The 20,413-nt window shown below is 55.7% G+C and carries 10 protein-coding genes and 1 tRNA gene; 3 read left to right on the top strand and 8 right to left on the bottom strand.

Annotated elements, in window-relative coordinates; all coding sequences use genetic code 11:
* Positions 1-37 precede the first annotated feature (37 nt).
* Positions 38-1,882, top strand: coding sequence for a translational GTPase TypA (typA, locus tag HNQ65_RS00495; protein ID WP_184337304.1), 1,845 nt, complete (start codon positions 38-40; stop codon positions 1,880-1,882).
* A gap of 146 nt (positions 1,883-2,028) precedes the next feature.
* Here the strand turns inward: typA and HNQ65_RS00490 are convergent, their stop codons facing one another.
* The 3 genes from HNQ65_RS00490 to HNQ65_RS00480 form a co-directional block, all read right to left on the bottom strand.
* The gene (locus tag HNQ65_RS00490; RefSeq protein WP_184337303.1) at positions 2,029-2,550 is read right to left on the bottom strand and encodes an RDD family protein; all 522 of its coding nucleotides are present in this window, start codon (positions 2,548-2,550) and stop codon (positions 2,029-2,031) included.
* Positions 2,551-2,567: 17 nt separating this feature from the next.
* Positions 2,568-3,473: a DUF4159 domain-containing protein gene (locus HNQ65_RS00485; RefSeq protein WP_246437467.1), complete on the bottom strand. Its 906-nt coding sequence runs from the start codon at positions 3,471-3,473 to the stop codon at positions 2,568-2,570.
* 48 nt (positions 3,474-3,521) lie between these two features.
* Positions 3,522-3,634 (bottom strand) — tRNA-Leu (locus HNQ65_RS00480).
* Between the two features lie 42 nt (positions 3,635-3,676).
* Here HNQ65_RS00480 and HNQ65_RS00475 point away from each other — a divergent pair.
* Together HNQ65_RS00475 and HNQ65_RS27090 are read left to right on the top strand one after the other, a co-directional pair.
* Positions 3,677-5,101 carry a tyrosine-type recombinase/integrase gene (locus HNQ65_RS00475; protein WP_184337302.1) on the top strand — a complete coding sequence of 475 codons (1,425 nt, stop codon included), beginning with the start codon at positions 3,677-3,679 and terminating at the stop codon, positions 5,099-5,101.
* Positions 5,064-5,264 carry a helix-turn-helix domain-containing protein gene (locus tag HNQ65_RS27090; protein WP_408004800.1) on the top strand — a complete coding sequence of 67 codons (201 nt, stop codon included), beginning with the start codon at positions 5,064-5,066 and terminating at the stop codon, positions 5,262-5,264. Before HNQ65_RS00475 ends, HNQ65_RS27090 begins: the two co-directional genes overlap by 38 nt.
* Positions 5,265-5,625: 361 nt before the next feature.
* On the opposite strand, the gene HNQ65_RS00465 is transcribed toward HNQ65_RS27090, so the two are convergent.
* From HNQ65_RS00465 to HNQ65_RS00445, 5 genes are all read right to left on the bottom strand, one after another.
* Complete coding sequence (locus tag HNQ65_RS00465) at positions 5,626-10,233, bottom strand: ATP-binding protein (RefSeq protein WP_184337300.1); 4,608 nt, start codon at positions 10,231-10,233, stop codon at positions 5,626-5,628.
* Complete coding sequence (locus tag HNQ65_RS00460) at positions 10,230-11,564, bottom strand: hypothetical protein (protein ID WP_184337299.1); 1,335 nt, start codon at positions 11,562-11,564, stop codon at positions 10,230-10,232. Before HNQ65_RS00460 ends, HNQ65_RS00465 begins: the two co-directional genes overlap by 4 nt.
* Complete coding sequence (locus tag HNQ65_RS00455) at positions 11,561-15,316, bottom strand: Druantia anti-phage system protein DruA (protein WP_184337298.1); 3,756 nt, start codon at positions 15,314-15,316, stop codon at positions 11,561-11,563. The genes HNQ65_RS00460 and HNQ65_RS00455 overlap by 4 nt, the downstream gene beginning before the upstream one ends.
* A 374-nt stretch (positions 15,317-15,690) precedes the next feature.
* On the bottom strand, positions 15,691-19,935 hold the full coding sequence (gene dnaE, locus HNQ65_RS00450) for a DNA polymerase III subunit alpha (RefSeq protein WP_184337297.1): 4,245 nt from the start codon (positions 19,933-19,935) through the stop codon (positions 15,691-15,693).
* 6 nt (positions 19,936-19,941) lie between these two features.
* Positions 19,942-20,394 carry a LexA family protein gene (locus HNQ65_RS00445; protein ID WP_184337296.1) on the bottom strand — a complete coding sequence of 151 codons (453 nt, stop codon included), beginning with the start codon at positions 20,392-20,394 and terminating at the stop codon, positions 19,942-19,944.
* Between the last annotated feature and the right edge of the window lie 19 nt (positions 20,395-20,413).

The following is a 20,413-nucleotide window of genomic DNA, read 5'->3' as shown; positions in this document are numbered from 1 at the left end:
TGCTACTCTCGCGGCCCCCTTCCCCTCAAACCGCCCCATGACCCCTGACAAAATTCGCAATATCGCCATCATCGCTCACGTCGACCACGGCAAAACCACGCTCGTTGACGGCCTGCTGCGCGCCAGTGGCAATTTCCGCGAGAACCAAGCCATCGCAGAACGCGCCATGGACTCCATGGATCTCGAACGTGAGAAGGGCATCACCATCAAGGCCAAGAACACCTCCGTCCACTGGAACGACTACATCATCAACATCGTCGATACTCCCGGCCATGCCGACTTCGGTGGTGAGGTGGAGCGCGTGATGAAGATGGTGGACGGCGTGATGCTGGTGGTGGACGCGTATGAAGGCCCGCAGGCGCAGACGCGCTTTGTTTTGAAGAAGGCGCTGGAGCAGGGCATCAAGCCCATCGTGCTCATCAACAAGATGGACCGCCCGCACATCGAGCCGCAGAAGGTGCACGACAAGGTGCTGGAGCTCTTCCTTGAGCTGGACGCCACCGAAGAGCAGTTCAATGCAGCCTTCGTTTACGGCAGCGCACGCGCAGGCTGGGTCACCGACTCCCCTACCGGCGAGCAGCACGACATGACTTTCCTGCTTGGAAAAATCGTCGAGCACATTCCGGCTCCAAAAGCCCAAGTGGACGGCTGCTTCGAGATGCTCGTCTCCAACATCGACTGGGACAATTTCGTGGGCCGTGTCGCCATCGGCAAAATCACCCGCGGCACCGTGAAGCTGGGAGACAAGGTCTTCCTGCTGGGCAAGACGCCGGAAGAAAAGGCCATCCCGATCAAGGTCACCAAGGTCTTCCAATACACCACGCTGACCACCAGCGACTCCGCCGAAGGCATCGCCGGAGACATCGTGGGCATCAGCGGCTTTGAAGACGTGGACATCGGCCAGACCGTGGCTGGCAGCGCAGACGCCCCTGCCCTGCCCTTCGTCGCCATCGACCCGCCGACGATCGTCATGCAGTTCGCCGTGAATGACGGCCCGCTGGCCGGACGCGAAGGCGAGCACGTGACCTCCCGCAAGATCCGCGACCGCCTGGACCGCGAGCAGAAGATGAACGTGACCATCAGCGTGAAGGACACGGACACCGCCGGTATCTTTGACGTCAGCGCCCGTGGCGCCATGCAGATCGCCGTGCTGGTGGAGCAGATGCGCCGCGAAGGCTTTGAGGTCCTCGTCTCCCGCCCCATGGTGATCATGAAGCGTGTGAACGACGAACTCGTCGAGCCCTTTGAAACCCTCTACGTGGACGTGCCGGACGACTACCTCGGCGGCGTGATGAAATCCATCTCCGAGCGTAAAGGCAAGATCGAAGACATGAGCGCCCACAACGGCCGCACCAGCCTGCAGGCCTATGTGCCCACGCGCGGCCTGATCGGCTTTGAGTTTGAACTGATGAACCTGACCAGCGGTCACGGCATCCACAGCCACCTCTTCCGCGAGTACGCCCCGCACGCAGGACCCATGCAGACCCGCAGCACCGGCACGCTGGTGAGCACCGAAGCCGGCGAAGCCACCAGCTACGCCCTCGATACCATCCAGGTGCGCGGCAAGCTCTTCATCGGCGCAGGCGAGCAGGTGTATGATGGCATGATCATCGGCGAAAACCCACGCGCCGACGACCTGCCCGTGAACCCCACCCGCAGCAAGCAGCTGACCAACTTCCGCGCCGCCGGCAACGACAAGGGCATCCAGCTCACCCCGCCGATCCGCTTCAGCCTGGAGCGCGCCATCGAGTACATCGCCCCCGACGAACTCGCCGAGTGCACCCCCAAGAGCATCCGCATCCGCAAGCGCATCCTCGACAGCAACGTGCGCCAGCGCGAGAAGAAGAAGACCGAAGCGCAGCTCGAAGGCGCTGCTGCGTAAGCACCAGTCAGCCACTCTGAAATCAACGAAAAGGCCAGGGCGTCATGCTCTGGCCTTTTTTGATGTGTGGGTGGAACCAGCGCAATTTGGAGCGCGGACCTCCCTTGTGCGCGGCCTCTTGCTGGAAGGTTTTCAAGAACGGCCCGTCATGGGCGGGCTTTGACCACCGGCCGGGCACGCAGATCGACCACCCGTGTGTTCGTCCATTTGTCATGCCAGCCTGAGGCAACTGCGCCAAGAAATGAAAAAGGCTCCAATGGCACCAATCTGCACAAGCTACGCAGCAATGCCCTAGAAAAACCCAATGATGCGCCAGACATCATAACCACTTTTGTTCCGGTGATCCATTTACCTGCCGATCGCCCAAAGAGTCCTTCTAAGCAGGTGTAGTATAACACTGACCCGGCAAGATATGTGTAGGCAATGTCAGCCATGGTATGTGTTCCGTTGAGAAACATCACTCCCCCCTGTCCAACAATAATATGTTTTGAATAGCCTGTGACCTTGGCGATCGCATACATGATTCCAACAACCGCCACTCGATCGATCAGGTAATCAAGGAAGCGCTTGCTCCGACTTGCAAGTGGTGTCCCTAATGAACTGGCGCAGCCAATGCCACCTACATCAGAAAGTGGCGCTGCATACGGGTTGCTATTTTCCTGTTCCATCTCTTCAGTCTATCATCTCAATGCGTCAGCGCATAGAAGATGATGTTGATCCCCAGCGGGTAGGCATACTTCTCTGAGAACTCTTTGAAGTACCACGGGTCCGTGCCCTCCTGCTCCCAGCCTTCACCGGTGTCGGTGTTCCAGCAGATCACCATCATGAGGCGGCGTTTGTCATCGAAGTAGCCGCGGTAGTGCACGTGCTCGGAGCCGGGCTTGTCGAACTCATAGGTGATGCCCTGGTTGATCACGTATTCGGCGAAGCGGATGTGCGGGATCTGCGGCTTCACCTTGATGGGAAAGACCATGTGGAAGATCTCGTGCTCCAGTGGGATCTCCTCCATCTTGCGGTCGGGCCAGATCTGCTTGAGGGCGACTTCAAAGTTCTCCCACTCGCGGGTGCCCCAGAAGTCATCGACCATGATGAAGCCGCCGTTGAGCATGTAGTCGCGCAGGGTCTTGGCCTCTTCGTCGGTGATGTCGATGTCTCCCACCTCGATCATGTAGAGAAAGGGGAAATGGCGGACCTGCTCGGGGTCGATGTCCACCACGGCGCCGTTGGGGTTCACCTGCAGGGAGGTGAGCTGCTGCAGGCGGTAGGACATGTTCATGTCCGAGTCCGGATAATCGGTGGCCCATTTGCGGTTGGAGCGCCCCCAGCCGCGCCCGCCACGGCTGGCGGAATTGTAGCGCACGCGGGCGAAGGTGAAGGTGTCGTTGGGCAGGTCCTTGCTCACCGGCCAGGTGGGATACTCATTGCCGTAGCCGCCGCGGCGGAAGTCGCGCGGGTCTTCGGGCATGGAGCCGTCTTTGACGCCAAAGTTGGTGGGCTTTCCGCCCTCGCTCCCCTGCTCCACCGCCCAGACGACGCACCCGAGCATTGCCAGGGCTAGGACGAAGACGCGGACGGCTTTGGGTTTGTGCATGAGTTTGATAAACGCAGCGGGTTGCGTGCCTCCTGCACACTTCTTTGATGGTACCGGCGGTCGGACTCGAACCGACACATCCTCACGGATACAAGATTTTGAGTCTAGTATCATACCGTTTCAGGTTGTTCATGGACGTCTTGCATGCTAGACTCACCCCCATCTTAACCAATTGATACATAACATTTAAAGATCCATTGGACATGCTCGAACAAAAAGGAACATTTTCAAACGCCGATGCAAAAACTGCCATCAAACTGCCATCAGAACTGATCCGCTATCCCAAGAGCCACATGCTCTATTGGAAGGAGGAGGGGCGGCTTTTTTGTCAGCGTGGCAGCACCGACTACTGCTGTCGGTTCTCGCACAATGGCCGCAGGGGGTTCTTCGACCTGAATACGTCCAACAAGGTCGAGGCTCAAAAGCGAGCAGCCGAACGCTATAAATATGTAGTGGCTCACGGATGGGAAAAGGCCGAGAAGAACCCTGACTTCAGGGTTCAAGCTCCAGAGCCAGAACGGGTGGTGCTCACTGTTGGTGGATGGATCAAAGAGGTGCGAGCGGTCTCCTTGGTCCGTGCGCTCACACTGCTCAGTTATGAACAAGCGCTCCGGAGGATCGCCGCAGAGGCGGTCTTGGGCCTATCCTACTCGATCAAGCAGCACGCAAGCTGGCTTGCCAAAGTGGACAAAGTTCCCTTGGAGAGGATCACCACCGATGTGGTGGCCAAATGGATCAAAACTAGGCTCTCCAGCGCCGGCACTGATCCCCGGGCACAAGAAAAGGCAAAGCATACGGTGAATCACGTACTGCGGTCGGCCAAGGCGCTCTTTTCTCAGAAAAAGGTGCTACGAAAGGTGGCAAAATCAAAACTGGACCAGCTTCCCAAGCCAACACCGCTATCTGAAGTCGTCCTGCTCGAAGAAGACTCTTCGGCTCGCTTCACCCCCTCCGTAGATCCAGAAGCGCTGCTGCTGTCAGCGCAAAAGGAACTGGGAGCACCCCGTGCTGACTCAGAGACCGAAGAGGAATTCGCATTTCGGGAGCAGCAGTGGATTGCGTTTCTGCTGAGCTTCTGCGGAGGTCTCCGACGCAGGGAAAGCGACCTCCTTGCCTGGCTGCAAGTCCATTTGGACCACTCAGGAGGACCTCGAATCCAGCTCGACATCACAGAGCACTTCAAGGCCAAGAACAAGGCCCACGCAAAGTCCATCCCATTGGACCCAGAGGTCGCCAGTCTGCTGAAGGCGTATCGCGACAAGTCGCCAAAGGCGGAATTCGTCTTGAAATCGGACAATGCTGTCAACACCACAGGAATTGGCAAGCCCCGCTGCAACCTGACGTGGAAGGCGCTCAGGAAATGGCTTCGAGCCAAAGGCATCGAAGATGCCAAGCCAGTTCATGCATTGCGCAAGTCCATCGGTTCACTCATGGCTGAAAAGCACGGAATTCACGCTGCCCAGCGGCTCCTGCGACACACAACCCCCGCGATCACCTCCAAATACTACTCGAACAGTGAGGCGGTAGAGGTGCCCGGGGTGGGGTCTCTCCTGGCAATTTCGTCAAAAAACGCTTCCGCCATCGACTCAGCTGGAACACCCACAAGCCCCCTGCCCCAAGCTGCCTGATACTTATCCTTCCAAGCTCAGCACTGAAAAAGTGTGCAAGCACCTTTGCATCAACCGCCCCACCCTCCACAGATACGTGAAACAGCACCACTTGAACCCCAAGAGACTGCCAGGAGGCCAGTTGCGGTTTTTACAGGAGGAAGTTGAGAGCCTTCTCACTTGATTGCCAGAGCAAAACTTCTTGCTGAGGCTGAAGTGATACCCCACGCACCTTCATTGATGTTGCGGAACTGCACGAGCGAGTCCATTCGCTGTCTTTCCTCTCTGTATACAGCAGCGAAGTCACCGGTCACCGAGAGGAATGCCGACTAGCTGGGGGTTTTTGCTGACCCGGTGTCAGCCAGGCGCAAAAGCCTAACAGTCCTCCGCCATCAAATCATAGGTGACCACGGTGCGTGCTAAGTCCGTCCCTAGGCACAACGGTGTTCAAAACTCGACACCGGGGCCTAGTGGCACTCGCTCGTGAGACTTTAATTGATCGAAGCCCCCCATATGATCTAAACTTCCAGTCATAAACAGGCCCATCAACTGCCCCCCAGAACCAATTGAACGGGTTGTTTTCTGCCTTCTGTTGAGAAAAAGGCCTCGTATTTTGGTAAAGCCTTCAATTTGTCCGTCATACGCTTTTGTGCATCAGATGAAGCAATCTTCCGGGACAGAACTTTCGCATCTTGGTCGGTTACTCGAAGGACAAGGTAATTAGCAATATTCGCCAAGAGGCTAGAATCAAAATCTCTTGCTTCTTGCGAAGCAACAATAAGCGCGATGCCATATTTGCGGCACTCCTTAGCCATGGTGGGCAGAAGCTTTAGCTTAGCGGCGCGGTGGGCTTCGTCGAAGATCACGGCATGGGTGATCCGTTCCTGTCGACCACGACGGAACATGTCCTGGTAGATACTGTAGAGCGAGAAGCTAGCAAACGCCTTTTGAAGTGGTTCGCTCTTGGAGCAGTGTACACAGAGGACTTGCGGATTCGTTGTATCGAGAAGGCTACGAGTGCCGCTCTCGGCTTTGAAAAAACCCAGGTCATCCAGCTCTTCAAGTCGGGCTAACAAAGTCTGCGTGCGGGAGTCGGGGCGCTCTTGTTCATTGAGCAGTTCAAAAAAACGACGGAATGCGGGAACTTTGGTGGGGCGCTTGGTTCCACCCCATCCGTGCTCTTCAAAGCTGGTTTTGAGAGAACCATACAAAGTTTTTAACTGTAGCTCACCGAGGTCGGGGAAAATGGCGGCGAAGATGTCGCGCAATTGACCGGCGCTCTCGATGTGGGCATGCTCGGTGCTCTCGGTAACACGCATGGGATTGAAGCCAAGGCTTCGGACATCGCTAGTGGCAAGGTCTGGGAAGATCGCTGCTAGTTTGTCATCTATGTCATCATGGTAAGAGAACACGATGGGGATGACCCCTCCCTGCACGAGCTGCTGGCAGATGTTAATTAGACAAGTGGTCTTGCCCATACCTGGCAGTCCCGCAATCATAAGATGAGGATTGCTGGCAATCGCCGGCGACCAAACAACGGGGTCCTTAGAGCGATCTGCACCCAAAATAATCTGTGCAGCGCCTGTAAAGGCTGGTGGAACTTGCTGCACAGAAACCAGAGTGGATTTTGTTGGCGCTGGTTTGCCCTTACTGTCCTGTTTGGCGCGAGATGATGGGGGAATAGGAGGCTTTGGCTCGTTTGCAGGTGGGACATTTCCAGGCGGTTCCTCTTCTTCGCCTTCTGGGTCAAGCAATCGCTGCACGTCCATCTCGTTAAGATGTAGCAGTAAAATGTCTCCATGCGCAGACTTAAAGATGCTGGATGGCTTTTCTTCCGCGCTGCCGAGGGCCACATCGACGACGCAGCCATTCATCTGCGGCTGTTCCGGCGCAGGGCCAAAAAGTCGCGTGAGCCAGTGAGACCATTGTTCGCGCACCTCGGAATCGGCATATCGTCCCATGCATCCCTGCACGAGCACTTCCTTGAGCATTTCATTCCGAGGAGCTGAGAGATAATGACCATGCTTTTCAGCCGCGCTGGTATCGCCAAGGCCTTCCTCGATGGCTTTGCGCGTGGCGGCGACTTGTTCGCAGGCTCTAGCGATCTCAGCATCGCTTTCATCGCGAGGCTTTCCCTTGGTGGTTTTCACTTCAATGCACTCGACGATTAGATGACCGTGCGCTTCGCGGAGCCCCAGCAGATCACAGCGGTCTCCCTGAGTGCCGAGACGAAGCCAGGTGCGAGCGAGTTGCGAGTCGGTGGAGACGAGCAGAGCCTTGGGATGTTGGCGCATGTAGTCGCGGGCTGCCAGCAGCGCGCCCATCAACCCGATAACACGGCGGGCATCCACTCGACCTTCCTGAGCTTTCACGAGATCGAGCAATCCAGCCCCGATGAGGTGGGCCCCCTCCGCCATTAGCCTTTGCAACGCGGGCACAGGCATGAGCAAATTGGGGGTGTCCACCTCAAAGACCGGCAACATGAGACGGGCGAGCGATTCGTAGTCACGTGAGGCAAGGAGCACTTGGCGCTGACCTTCACGGCGACGAAGCAGTCGTTGCGCCCTCATCTCGCCCTCCTCAGGTAGTGCACGGTCGGCGAGGAAGAACCACTGAGCGCCAAATTCTTCGGACGAATCCGACGGGCTGACCACGCTGTCCACTGCTTGGCGTAGCGCTTCCGCCTCAGGCCACGCATAGGGAGTGCCCTCGCCTTCCACACCTTCGGCATGTTTAATGAGTTCGATGAACTCAAAGAACGGCGGATCGCCCGAGGTGGGTTCCAGCCGCAGCTCGTTCGAGCGACGGTGAAACGCGACTTTGCGCCGGGCGCAGAAGGGGCTCATGGGAAGCCGTTGTCCACTGCCACCGCGACGAACATGCACTGGCGCTTCATCGAAAACAGCCACCAAGTGCGCTGGGCGGGCTTTCAAGCCATAGAGAATTTGATCCAGCGGTAAGGGCTGACGGTCCACAATGAGTTCCAGCCGTCCCGATGCCACTTTTTCCTCAATGATTTCGCGTTCGCGCGTGTCAAAAAGCAGCGCTTCATTGAGACGTGCAGCTTGATGCGGTGTGCCACGCACTTCGACGCGGAGTTTTTCCACCAAGCGCTTCTTACGCCCGTCCAGCATCTTTAGCAATCCAAGCAACAGTTGACCGGCCAATGGCGGGTTAACAAGCACTACTCGTAGCGGACGTACATGCAAAGGATGGGCGGCAGCAAAACGCTCCACCGAGTAAACGAGTGCATCCTGCCCGTCTGGCCCAGAGTAGGCATTCTGCAGGTTCTCAAAGGTCGCGAGATGGTGCAGGTCATTCGCCACAGGCAGCACTCGACCTGCGCCACGTCCGTCTGGCAGCGTGCTGGCGTAGATGACACTGAGGAACTGAACAGGCGCGCTGGCTTCCTGTATAACGGCAGCACGGTCTGCAGGGTGCAAATCCTCACCCAAACCACGGAGGATGTTACTGAGCCTCCAGTAGCGCCAGAGATGTAGAGGATGCGTTGGGAGTAGTACTACCTTGGTGAGCACCTTGCCGTCCTGCTGCCTCGTCCTCACCTGCACGAGATCTAGTGCCAGCAGACCATCCAGCGTGGTCTTGGCCCAAGTAGGATCGGTCTGTACCATCGCTCCGTAATGCTTGGAAACGGTGCCGAAAAGGCAGCCAAATATGCGCATGTATTCCTCAGCAATGGTACGGACGGCGGTTTTTCCGGCGAACCAGTCGAGTGGGAAATGCGTCAACTCTTCAAGGGAGCTTAGCAATTTGGATCGCAGCGTCTTCGCCTGCTCCCAGAGACCAACCAGATCGGTTCCCGCATCAAGGTCCGCATCCCAATCCCGCAGCAGCGAGGTAAGGCCATGCTTTTTGCCACTTCTCTGCAAAAGCTCTTCTGGCCTGAGACGCAGCGTACCGGGACGATCAAAGTCTTCCAATGCCCGCTTGATGTCCGGGATATTTGTCTCGATCAAGCCTCCCCAAACATCCACTTGACAGAAATGCCGCACCCAGCCGACGAAGTTCCGGTCCAGCCTTCCTTGGAAAGGCTGGGGTTCACCCGCCACATTCACCTCGCAACTCCATTCGCCCTCGTCCCCTACTTTATCACTTGAGTCTAGAGCCTCACGCAATCCCTCGCTGAGCGCAGTGGCATTTTGTTCCAGGTCTTCCTCGCGATTGTCGAGCAAAGCCTCAGCGCACGTCCTTTCGAGCTTCTTCTCGTTGAGGATGCGGTTACTAGTATCATCTTCGTCTTCAGTCGGATCTTGCGGTTCTTGATGCTGATCGGCAGGCGGCGGAGCGAAGACGGAAAGCGCATCATCCAGTGTGACGACCGAAAGCTCACTTACAATTGGACTTCGACGAACCTCTTGTAGCTTATCAAAGGTCTTGATTCGCTTTTTGATTTCCTTGGTGTCCTTGGACTTCTCTAAAGCCTTGTTCAGCCGTTTGCGAACCGCCTCCATCTGACCAGCGGTACGGTCACGAAGGAGGGACATCATCAGCTGATTTTGCTCCAATCGCTTTCCGACGAGCATTATGTCGGTAAAGAGGTTCGGGTCTGGCAGTAGGCCAAGTGCTGGGAGCGCATCGCGAGGCTCTCCTCCGGTTTTGACTGTGCTCCATACCTCCAGATAACATCGAACCTGCTCGAAAGAGAAGATGTCGTCCTTTTCCACCATGGAACCAAGAACTTCGAGCAATTTAGTATGAGCCTGAGTGTTTGTGAACACTTGCTGTTTCGCTGCCCATCGAAGCAATGTCAGTGTGAGTTCGCGAGATGTGGCTCCCGCAAAGTGTCGTAACGTGTTTACCCCGGCTGTTTTGCCTCTCGCATAGGCCACAATGATGGGGTGCTTTTTTCGCTGGTTGCGCCAATTCGCGGCTTCATGAAGGTCATCGGCAAAGTGGCTGAAACAGGTAACGCCCGCCTTGTGAGCTATTTTCTTCAGTTCATCCGCATTTTTGCCAAAACCCACCATCGCGAGAGACACACTTGACGGAACCTTGGCTGCGGCAAAAGGACGAAAAAACGCGAGCAGGTCCAGTTCCGGCAGTTCCTGCCGTGCTAACGATTTTTCGCCATCATTTAAGGCCTCAATCGTCCAGGCGGCGAGAGCTTCAGAAGCAAGAGAAGAGCTTTTCATCGTGTGAATTGCGGACTGCTGTGACACATGACCAACCCGTCGGAGAACCGGGTGGCGAGTCCGAGATCGTTCAAGAAGTTTATCAAAGCCTCAGTGTTGGGAGTCAGATCTCGATCCTGATCGAGACCGCTGTAACCAAGTTTGCCCAAGAGCTCAGCGTCGGTCGGACGTCCTCCATAGACGATCGACCAGACATTAAATAGACGTTCAAGCAATTCCGTGATCGGTATTAGACCTTCCTCCACTGGTAACACACTGAGCACAAGCACTCTTAAAGTATCAGGTTGTGGCTCGAAGTGCTTGGCGGGGATTCTGCTGGCGCGTGGTTGTGCCAAACCACATCGAAGGGCAATGGTTCCGTAAAACTCCTCGAATTTGGGTCTCCCTTGAAGTTCGTTAACGACATACTCCCAAGCATCTTCGCATTCCTCAAAGCGACCCATTTTCGAGAAATTCGAGAATGACCCCACCAGGGCTTCCCTAAGCCTTGAATATGACCACCGGCTTTGTTCTCTCATCCTAGCTCTCGACTCCCCAGTGGCATCCGCAAGAAGAACAAAATTCTGTTGCAAGTCAGGAAAACCTTCGCTTGGCAAATAACGAAACAACCACAAGCACAAACCAATGATAAGAAATCTCAATTTTGTTTCTGAGGCGACAAGCACTTCGGCATTGGCGCACAAAGTATTTAGCGCCTTTGTCTGATCCGACATGGCTTTCGCAATTCGCTTTCGACGTTTGACATCAAGCTCGCCGAGTTTGTCTGAATACCTCGCTGCGATGTCATCGTCGTCTGGTTCTGAGACAAGAAGCGGTGAATAAATCTGACGCAGAGGCGCTTGGTGCTGACTCATCCATGAGCGCGCAAAATCTAACACCTTTTTACCTTCAGATGACACCTCAAGAATGGCATGAACAAAATAGCCAACAAACCCATCATTGTCCCTCGTTCGTGTCAGCACAGAATTCGAAGCCGTTGTGTAGTCACAACCAAACTCTTTTTCCCCATACACGGGAAAAACTGCCTCGTCGTTATTGGCGAGACAGCGAAGGTGCTTTCGAATCGTATGAAGCTCAGGTTTGGTCACGGCAGCACCGATCTTGCCAGAAGTCCGAAGCGCCTCATGCAGCTCATCCAGTCGGTAGTTGCCTGACAGCTCTTTACCGTCCGCGAAGGCAACAAGGTTGTTTAACAGTTCTGTTCGGAATTGGCTGCCGAAAAGTGAAACGAAGAAACCGGTGGCAAAATGCACTGGCTTCACACGCCTATCTGTATTGAATCCGAACGCCGCGCCATACAGCGGAGCTATGCTGGGTTTCTTTTGGATCATGGCGTTCTTACAGATTCGTAGCTACTGAAATCGGGTGATAGTTTCACCATGGCTGTCGTGCGGTCATCATGGTTGTGGATAACAAACTCTCGTGTTGTAGGAATTCCCGCGCAGCGCAGTTGTTCAAGAAAGCTATCGAGCCGGTTCAGCTCGCGGTCAGGAAGAAGCTGGCGTGGCAGCCCCTGCCGCAGACGCTCCAAGGAGACAAAGAGTGCGTGATCCACTCGCAAGCAGACTGGTTCGGCATTGGCACGGCGGTATTCCAACAGCAGGTGATCGGCAGTATAATCGAAAGCGCCCTGAAGCCGACCAGGCAGCCGAGGGCGCAGCAGAATCAGTTCGTGTTCGCTGACAGATTGGTTCGCCACATGACCGTGGGAGGGCTGCTCCTGGAAGCGATGCCCGATCCAGAGATAAAGCCGCGTACGCATTTCTGGAAAGAGCACAGCGCAGTGCGCGAGATTCATGGACTCTATGAGGAACTGCTTGAATGCATCCTCGGGCGCATGAGCGGAGCGCAAAGTTTTCAGAAGTTCGATGCCTGGAATGCCCTCTAGATCAAGGACCTGCCCCCCCTCGGCGTGCTCGAAGTAAAACAGGCGCTTCAAAGCCAGAAAATTTCCCTCGTCCATGCGCACAACAGATGGCGGAACGCCTAGTGCCCAGCCAGTGCGCACATGAGTGCTCCAGGTTTCCAGCCGATAATCCCAGCGCGGGTGGCTGTGTTCAGCAGGATCGCCTAGGCGGCGCAATAGAGCACTGAGGGAGAAACGGTCGTCCATTTCGAACAAGCGGCTAGAGAACCAACGCTCAGGGGAACGCACGGGCTTCCGCTCCTCATGTCCGGTGCCGAATAGCAACCGTGCGGCCCAAATCCAAAGCTCACGCACGGTTGCCCTATGACCTGCGGCGGCCATGCGCGCGAGCAACTCCAGTAGGCGCTCACGAACCACGGGATGCCTCAGCCTGTGCAGATTCCAGGCTAGGTCGCCCTCAGGATCAGCTTCGGCTGCTGCTTGGATTTCAGGACGTTCTAGCAACTTTTCCAACAATGGTCCGGCAAAGCCTTTGGCTAGCGGATTGCGCAAACTCAGGTCAACGACAAGCACCTTTTCACCCGCAGCTTCATCGCCCACAACAGTCTCACCGTAGGCGAGTCGCTGGCGGCACTGACGGTCGACCTCCTCCAGTGGTCCGAAGTCACTTTTTTTCTGCCGCAGGAGATATAGTGGATATTCATTTGCGGCGAGAAGAAATGCGCGATCATCGCGATGTGCCTTCTTCCAACGTCGCAGAATACCGGAGATGTCGCCGGGTTTCATCGATGCTGTGGCATCACTCACAACATCTGCATCTTTTGGCAGAGCAGCCTCCAGCTTGCGCAGAAGATGGGTTTTGCCATCGCCTGCATTCCCTGTAAGCACAATGCTGAAGCCACGGCGCAAATGGTCGAGCAGAAAGGCGTCCATGGGCTGCTCGACATGCAGGCGATCAAGCTGGTCAGAAGTAAGCTCATCCGCGCATGCCTCCGGTCCGGCTTTAGCAAGTTCATACCAGAAGCGCAGCGTATCGCCCACCGCCCCGGTATTGCTTGGGTTTGAAGTGGAGGAAGCTGGGGGTGCGAATTCAAGATCAGGCTGCTTGCGAGGGCGGGACTTCAGACTATGCGCTTCTGCGGTTATGTCGGCAAGTTTTTCTGAAAGCGCCCAGGCTTTGGCAGTGCGCAAGGCCTCCATGGAGGGAGAGTGGTTCAGACGACTCCCCAACCATCGCCTTCGCCAGAAGTCAGCGATGCGCGCTGTGGCGTCTCGGAATCGTCCCGGCTCACGTACATACGCCGGGACATCGCAGGTTTCCCCCCGCAGGAATACATCTGCCTCAGGCCACAAGCGAGCGGCATACATGCGACGAGTCTGATCGTGACGCATGAGCACAGTGGGGTTGAATCCGAGGGCGAGCATACCGTTACGGAGCTTGCGAAATTTAGGACTGAACCCCTCACCAAAGATGCTGTTCACCTCTTTGAAATCTTGCAATTCACTCAAAGCGGCCTGCACTGCATGCACCGTGGCATCAGAAAACTGCACCGTACCATAGCCCTCGGTGTCACCAATATGTTTGAAACGCAGCTCGGACTGGTCTGGCGCAATAATGCCAGCCGGTAGGCGCAACCGCTCATACTGACTACTACCAAGTGAGTAAAGGCTGGTGGTGTTTAACCAAGCTAAGGTGCAATCCTTGATACGCTCTGCATTCTTTAATTGCGAGCTGATGATGGCAGCGCGGTGACCATAACGTTTCTGGTAATCATGCGCGATCTCTGGGCTAAGCAGTAGAAGCGCCACCAGTTTACCGCCGAGAAGCGTGTTGTAAGGCGCGATGGCCCCGCAGGTAGTGATCTCAAGAACATTTGTTCCTATTCGATCACTTTTCACTGATGTGAGAGCGGTGTTGATCGCTACTTGGAGCTTTTCGTCCTTCAAGGCCTGCATCGTCGTGACGGGATTCGCCAGCATTACGCTATTTTCCCGCAGAACCAGGCGAGCTTTTAACAGTCTGGCGAACTCAAACGCCCGCTTTTTTGCGACAAGAAACCTTCTTGCACGAGTTTCATGCGAATCTTCCAATGCCTTTTTCCCCTCCAGTTCCAACACCTCCAAAGACACCGGAGGCACCCCATAATCGCGAAGTTCAGTTTCATTCAACGTCAGAGGCACTCCGGCAGCTGCTGCCTCTGCTACCTCCCTCAGCGCTTCTTCACGCTTGCCAGCGAACTCTGCAGCGCGCCTCTGGAGCCTCGCGATCACATCTTCGGAGGGGTGTTCAATTTCCTTAGGGTGTATCAACTCCTTTGGGTTGATTTCGGCCAATGCACTGCTGATCAGCCTATCCAGGTAGTCGCAATATGATGCTAGCAGGATGCCGTCATTCCCTTGGGCTGCCTTGGACATTTGAAGACTGAATTTTTCCAGTGTCCACCCAATGGCATTGTCTCGGATGGGAGAAACGAGCGACGTATTGCTTAATGCCGCTATACCCATCACAGCGTGACAAGAGTGGGCTGCGTCCCTTACAAGGTAAAACATCTGCCTCCCTGGAATGCCCGTCTGTGGGATCGCCCAAGTGTAACGAAAGTAACGCCAAATGTCCCCCAAAGGAATCCTGGTGAACTCATCTAACACCACATCATCCCCCTCTCCCGGCACAAGCTGGAGGTAGGGCTGTATTGCCTTGGCAAGGCAATCTGCTTTATCCTCCGTACCCGCAACCTTCGCTTGCTGGATTCTGCCCGCGATCTCCTTACCGTCTGCGACGAGCTTCAAGATACTCTGCCGTCGCGCCCCTTTGGTGGGAGTCTCCATGTTGCGAATAAAGTCCTGCACCAGCGGGTCCGCGAACTGTTGGCGAAGCGCCGGGGTGAGTTCCTTTCGCACAGCCTCCTTAGATTCACGAACAGCATCCACACTCTTGGCTTTCAGCCGAGGATGTGGCGGGGATTCCAATTCGATGCCACACGAGTCGGCTCGAACCTTCCATTTCAAAAGCCTTAGGTCCGCTAAAAGACGGGCCGATGCTTCGTACGAGCAGCTTTGGCCGTTCAGCGCCTTCGTTCTCGAAACCCATGCTGCCTCACTCTTGACAAATTCCTGCACCGCCCCCTCATCATTTCCCTTATCCGCCAACCTGATTGCAAAATCACGAAGCCGCTCTGCGGCTATTCCATCAAGGGCTGGGTGGATAGTGATGTTCATCTGAGTCGTATTAACTGACTTCGGTCTGGATTTAATGCAAACTCAGCACAAATTCATTCAATCGAAAACACGCGCTGACATTCAAGAATGCAAAAAAAAAACGTGTGAAGGCCCTTGAAATCAGGATCGCGATGGAAGGCATTGTTTTTGGTGAACACAAGACGTTGTTCTAGAGTGTTCCTCAAGACTCGTCAACATTCCTCCGCAAGAAGGTGATCGGGGCTTTTTTCAAGATTAAGCCACCCGAGACCAGATGCCGTCACCCCGCCAGGCACGATCTCACAAGATTTTTGCCGGGTGATTCGCAGCGCTGCCCCCTGTTATGACGAAGATGTGTGCTCTGGCAGGCTTAATGGATGTGCCCTTCACTCATTCTAAATCGTCCTCCCCCCCTCCACCCGCAGCACCTCCAGCGTATAGCCCGCGCCATTGTCGAACGGCTTCACCTCCCCGGTGACCTGTACCACAGGGTAACGAATCGTGTTCAGTCCGAACTTACGGTAAGCATCGGCAAAAATTTCACACTCAACAATGCCCGTCCGGTCGCAAATCGAGATGAATTTCATGGGTTGGCCGTCCTGTTGCAGGTGTGAACGGCTGACAATGATCAAGCCACAGACGGTGACGCGCTGGTTGGGGTAGCGATGGAGGTCGACAATCGGGCAGTAGGTATGCCATGCAACCTGGGGGTGCAGGTCCAGCGGATGGCCGCTGACGGTGTAGCCGAAGAGATCTAGTTCATCTTGAAGCATCTGCAGCATGGTCGGTTCCTCGCGGAAACAGGCTCGGATGTCGTCTTCGCGAGCATCGCGAAACAGCCAATCACCCCCGGTGTTCAGGTCCCGTGAGCAATGCATGCAACGCCAAAACTGCTCGGTGCGGCCACCTCCCAGAGAGTCGAAGGCTCCAGCACGGATGAGGTTCAATGCTTCGGCCCCCTCAGGACGGACACGTTCGCAAAAATCCCGGATGGTGGAAAAGGGTGCTCTAGCAACTTCCGCACGCCAACGAGTTAGAGTGGCTTCACTGAGGTCTTTGATAACCCGTATTGGCAGACGTATCGCTTTGCCCAAAGGCACCGCAGGCGTGCCGTGTAGTGCCGTGGAACACTCGACGGTGAAGCCATCGGCAGGGGTGTTCACATCGGGTGAGAGGAAGCCGATACCCAGACGTCGGCATTCCAGGGTGTAAACCAACGAAGAATAGAACCCCTTGCCATTCGTGAGCACGCCGGCCATGAACTCGGCGGGATGGTAGTGCTTGGCGTAGGCTCCCTGATACGCCTCGACAGCGTAGGCAGTGCTATGAGCACGACAAAAGGCGTATCCCTGGAATCCTGCCACCAGATCCCACACGTGAGCGATACTGTATGCATCGCGTCGGCGTTTCTTGGCTGCCTGCATGAACTCAGTCTTCACCTCATTGATCTTGGCGCGGTCCTGCTTGACCAGGGCTCGCCGTAGGACATCCGCACGACCAGGAGGCAACCCGGCAAAGGCCTCACATATTTGCAAGATGTGCTCCTCATACGCCACAACCCCAAAGGTGGAGCGCAATACGGGAGCCAAGCTTTCATGCGTATAATCCACCGGTTCCAGCCCCTGGGCACGACGAGCAAACTGCGCTTTTTTGAGACCATTGGCAGCACCGGGCCGGATGACGGACACAATCGCGACCAGACGGTCGATGTCCCGCACATCAGCCATGCAGGCTAGACTGGTCATGGCCGGGCTTTCGATATGATGAACCCCACGTGCATTGCCCTTGGCGATCATGTTCCAGACGCCAGGGTCACTCCAAGGCTCTAAGGGCTCTGTCCGGACAGGTTCTTCTGTCCCGCCATGCAGGCCTACTTCCAAAGACTGCAGATCCAAAGCCTTCCCCTGAGCACCCAAGGTGATTTGCGTATCTCGCAAGACAGCAAGCCCCCCCTGGGCAAGAATATCCAGCTTGATCAATCCGACCGCCTCCACTGCATCCATATCGAAATGAGTAGTGGGCCAGCCTTTTGAGCTTATGAACGTAGGCGTCTGATCGCGAATCGGATCACGCGAAAGCACGACACCGCAGGGGTGCATTTTGGCGTATCGGGGAACTCCATCCAGCATCCCCGCCGTGAGCAATGCTGTGCGTAATGGCTCCTCCTGCCATGCAACAAGATCGCACTCACGCGAGACTGCCACGGCATCGGCAGCATGCCTGGCATCCGTCCAGGGCATGTGCTCGGTGAGACGGCGTATTTCATTTTCAGCAACCCCTAGCACTTTGGCGACATCACCGAAAGCTGAGCGTGCCTGAAAGGTATTGAACCCTCCAACGATGGCAGCGTGTTCGGGACCATAACGGTCGAGCAAGAGCCTGACTACATCGTCCTTATGATCATGCGCGAAGTCGATGTCAATGTCCGGCAGCTTTTGCAGGGCCATGCGGTCTCGGTTGAGGAAGCGCTTGAAATAAAGCTCAAAGCGTATGGGGCAAACATTGCTGATGCCAAGCGCATAGCAGACGAGGGAATCGGCAGCACTGCCACGAGTGATCCAGCCAATCCCCTGCCCCGCACACTCCTGAAGCAGGTGCCAGACGGTGAGAAAGTATTCCTCGTATCCGACTTCGGCGATAATCGAAAGCTCCTCCCACAGTTGTGTCACGTGTCGCTTTGCTTCGCCGCCGTAGCGTCGATTCAGCCCCTCATGCGCCAATTGATACAGCATGGCCGCAGGCGTGCTCCCATCAGCAGGCGTATAGCGAGGAAACCGCAGAGTCTTGAAGTCGAAGGCAAAGTCACATTGATCCACCACTTCCCGCACAGCCTGCAAAGCAGTGTTTGAATAGCGTTCGCACCATTTCCCGGGTGGATGAAAGGCAAAATCACCTCGCCGCTTTTCCGCATGCTTCTCATGCAGCAGAGTGAGCGTTCTCATGCTCTGCACGATGTCGAAGAACACCCGGTCTTCCGGTTTGTGGTAGCGAATTTCAGGCAGGGCCACATCAGCAGTATCGGCCGGAATGATGATCAAACCTTCGCGATACGTATCGAGTAGTGCCTGATGGATGCAGGCTTCGTTGTTGTGGGAAAGCAGGCGGCAGAGGTTCTGGTAGCCCCTCACATTTTGCACGTAGGCGAGCAGACGTTGCTTATTGCAGCACAGCTCCGCACCTATGATTGGCTTGATCCCTGCAGCTGCGGCCGCTTGGAAAAATGGCACAGCAGCGTGCAGATTTTTGTCTGTGATAGCCACGGCAGGCATGTCATTTGCAACCGCAGCTTCGATGATGGCAGGAATGGTGAGAGTGGAGTCGAGGAAGCTGAAACAGCTCTTCACGTTGAGCGCAGGAAACGCCAGCCTCCCTGCATGGCTGATTATTTGCGGACTGCCAGGCCGTTCCCGCAATACTCGATTCGTCACGCTTGCCGCTGCATCTGTGACCGGACGCGTCTTGGGCAGTGTCTGACGGGGAGAGTGCTTGTGCTGCGAAAGCCAAAGATCATGACCGCGCATGATGCTGCGCTGTTCCCGCCGCAAATCGTCCACCACGAGAGAGAGTGTATGCAGACGCCCCCGTTTGATGTCAGACTGCTCCAACGGCAAAACACTGCAAAAACCTGCCTCATAAATTTTGGTGAACCGCAGGCCGACTAGACGCACGCTCACTCGACGCTCCCACGCACGATTCAGCATGGCTTGCAGCAGCGGGTAAATATCGTGTTCGAGATCCGTTGGCTCATCAAGGCTGGCTGAGCGCGTCGCCTCGTCCATGTCGTTATAGCGAAGTCGCAACGTAATCGTGCGTATGCTTTTCCCATCCTGCCGCACGCGACTCATGAGAGCGTCGGTCATCGCTCGCAGGCGTGCGAGGATGAATGCCGTATCGGTGGTATCCTGAACGAATGTTTCCTGCTCGCCGTAGCTTTTGGCAGCAGGTGCATCACAAACCACGGGCCTCAAGTCGTTGCCCATTGCGTAATCATGAAGCGTCGGTGCCCCGTTACCGACCAGTAGGAAAAGTTCATCCACGGGTGTTTTGGCGATGTGCTCGATGTGCCGAAGTCCAGCAGTGTTGAGCTTGGCAGCGAGATGAGGGCCGACCTGCGGCAGCCATTTGTTCTCCAGCGGCCAGAGAAATCCCTGCTCATGTCCGGGTTCAACTTCAATGAAGCAGTGAGGTTTGCGAAGTTTGCTGGCGATCTGTGACACCAGTTTGTTCGCACCCACGCCCACCGATACGGACAGCTTCAAGCTCTGCCCGATGGCCTGTTGCAGTTTGGCTGCAGCCTCGCCGGCCCTGGTCTGCTTTGCGCCGTGAAGATCAAGGTAGCACTCATCAATGGATGCCTGCTCGACGATTGGTGTGAAGTCATACGCATAAGAAAACATGAGCCTCGACATCCGTTCGTAGAGGTCGAAATGACACGGCAGCACTATGAGGTTGGGACAGAGCTTGCGTGCCTTTGCAGTGGGCATAGGCGTATAGATGCCCAGTTTTCTGGCCTCATAGCTGGCTGAAGCGATGATGCCGCGCCGTTCACCACCCACAGCAATTGGGCGACCACGCAGCCGTTTATCAGCAGCTTGCTCTGCACTGGCAAAGAATGCATCCGCATCGCAATGGAGGATCATGACACGTCATTTTTGTGGGATGCGCAGCAGTGCTATCAGCACTCCTTGAATGACCAGTTCACGCGCCGGTATGAGATCGGGATAATTCGGGTTTGAAGCCCGCAAGTAAGGCACGCCTCCCTTGACGATGAAACGCTTCAAAGTCGTCTCCCCGTCGATGAGGGCTGCCACGATGTCACCATGCTTGGCCTCGCGAAGCTCCATGATGACAATATCCCCCTCCAGTATGGCCGCCCTGCACATCGAATCGCCCCGCACCTTCAGAGCAAAGGTGCGGGCGTTTTTCGGCAGTCTCAATGTCGTTGGGTCGATGTCGATGCAGCTGTCCACCCGCCCCTCTTGGAACTCCGGCCTGCCTGCAATGATGCTGCCAAGAAGCGGAACCTGATGTCGCAGCCAGGAACGGTCTTGGGACAGCCACAGCAGGTCGAAAGGGTGATTCTGGAGAATTTCGAGCATGGCGCACCAAATACTGTTC

The sequence above is a fragment of the Prosthecobacter vanneervenii genome (genome assembly GCF_014203095.1).
Lineage (GTDB): Bacteria > Verrucomicrobiota > Verrucomicrobiia > Verrucomicrobiales > Verrucomicrobiaceae > Prosthecobacter > Prosthecobacter vanneervenii.
This window is presented reverse-complemented; position numbering and strand designations above follow the sequence as displayed.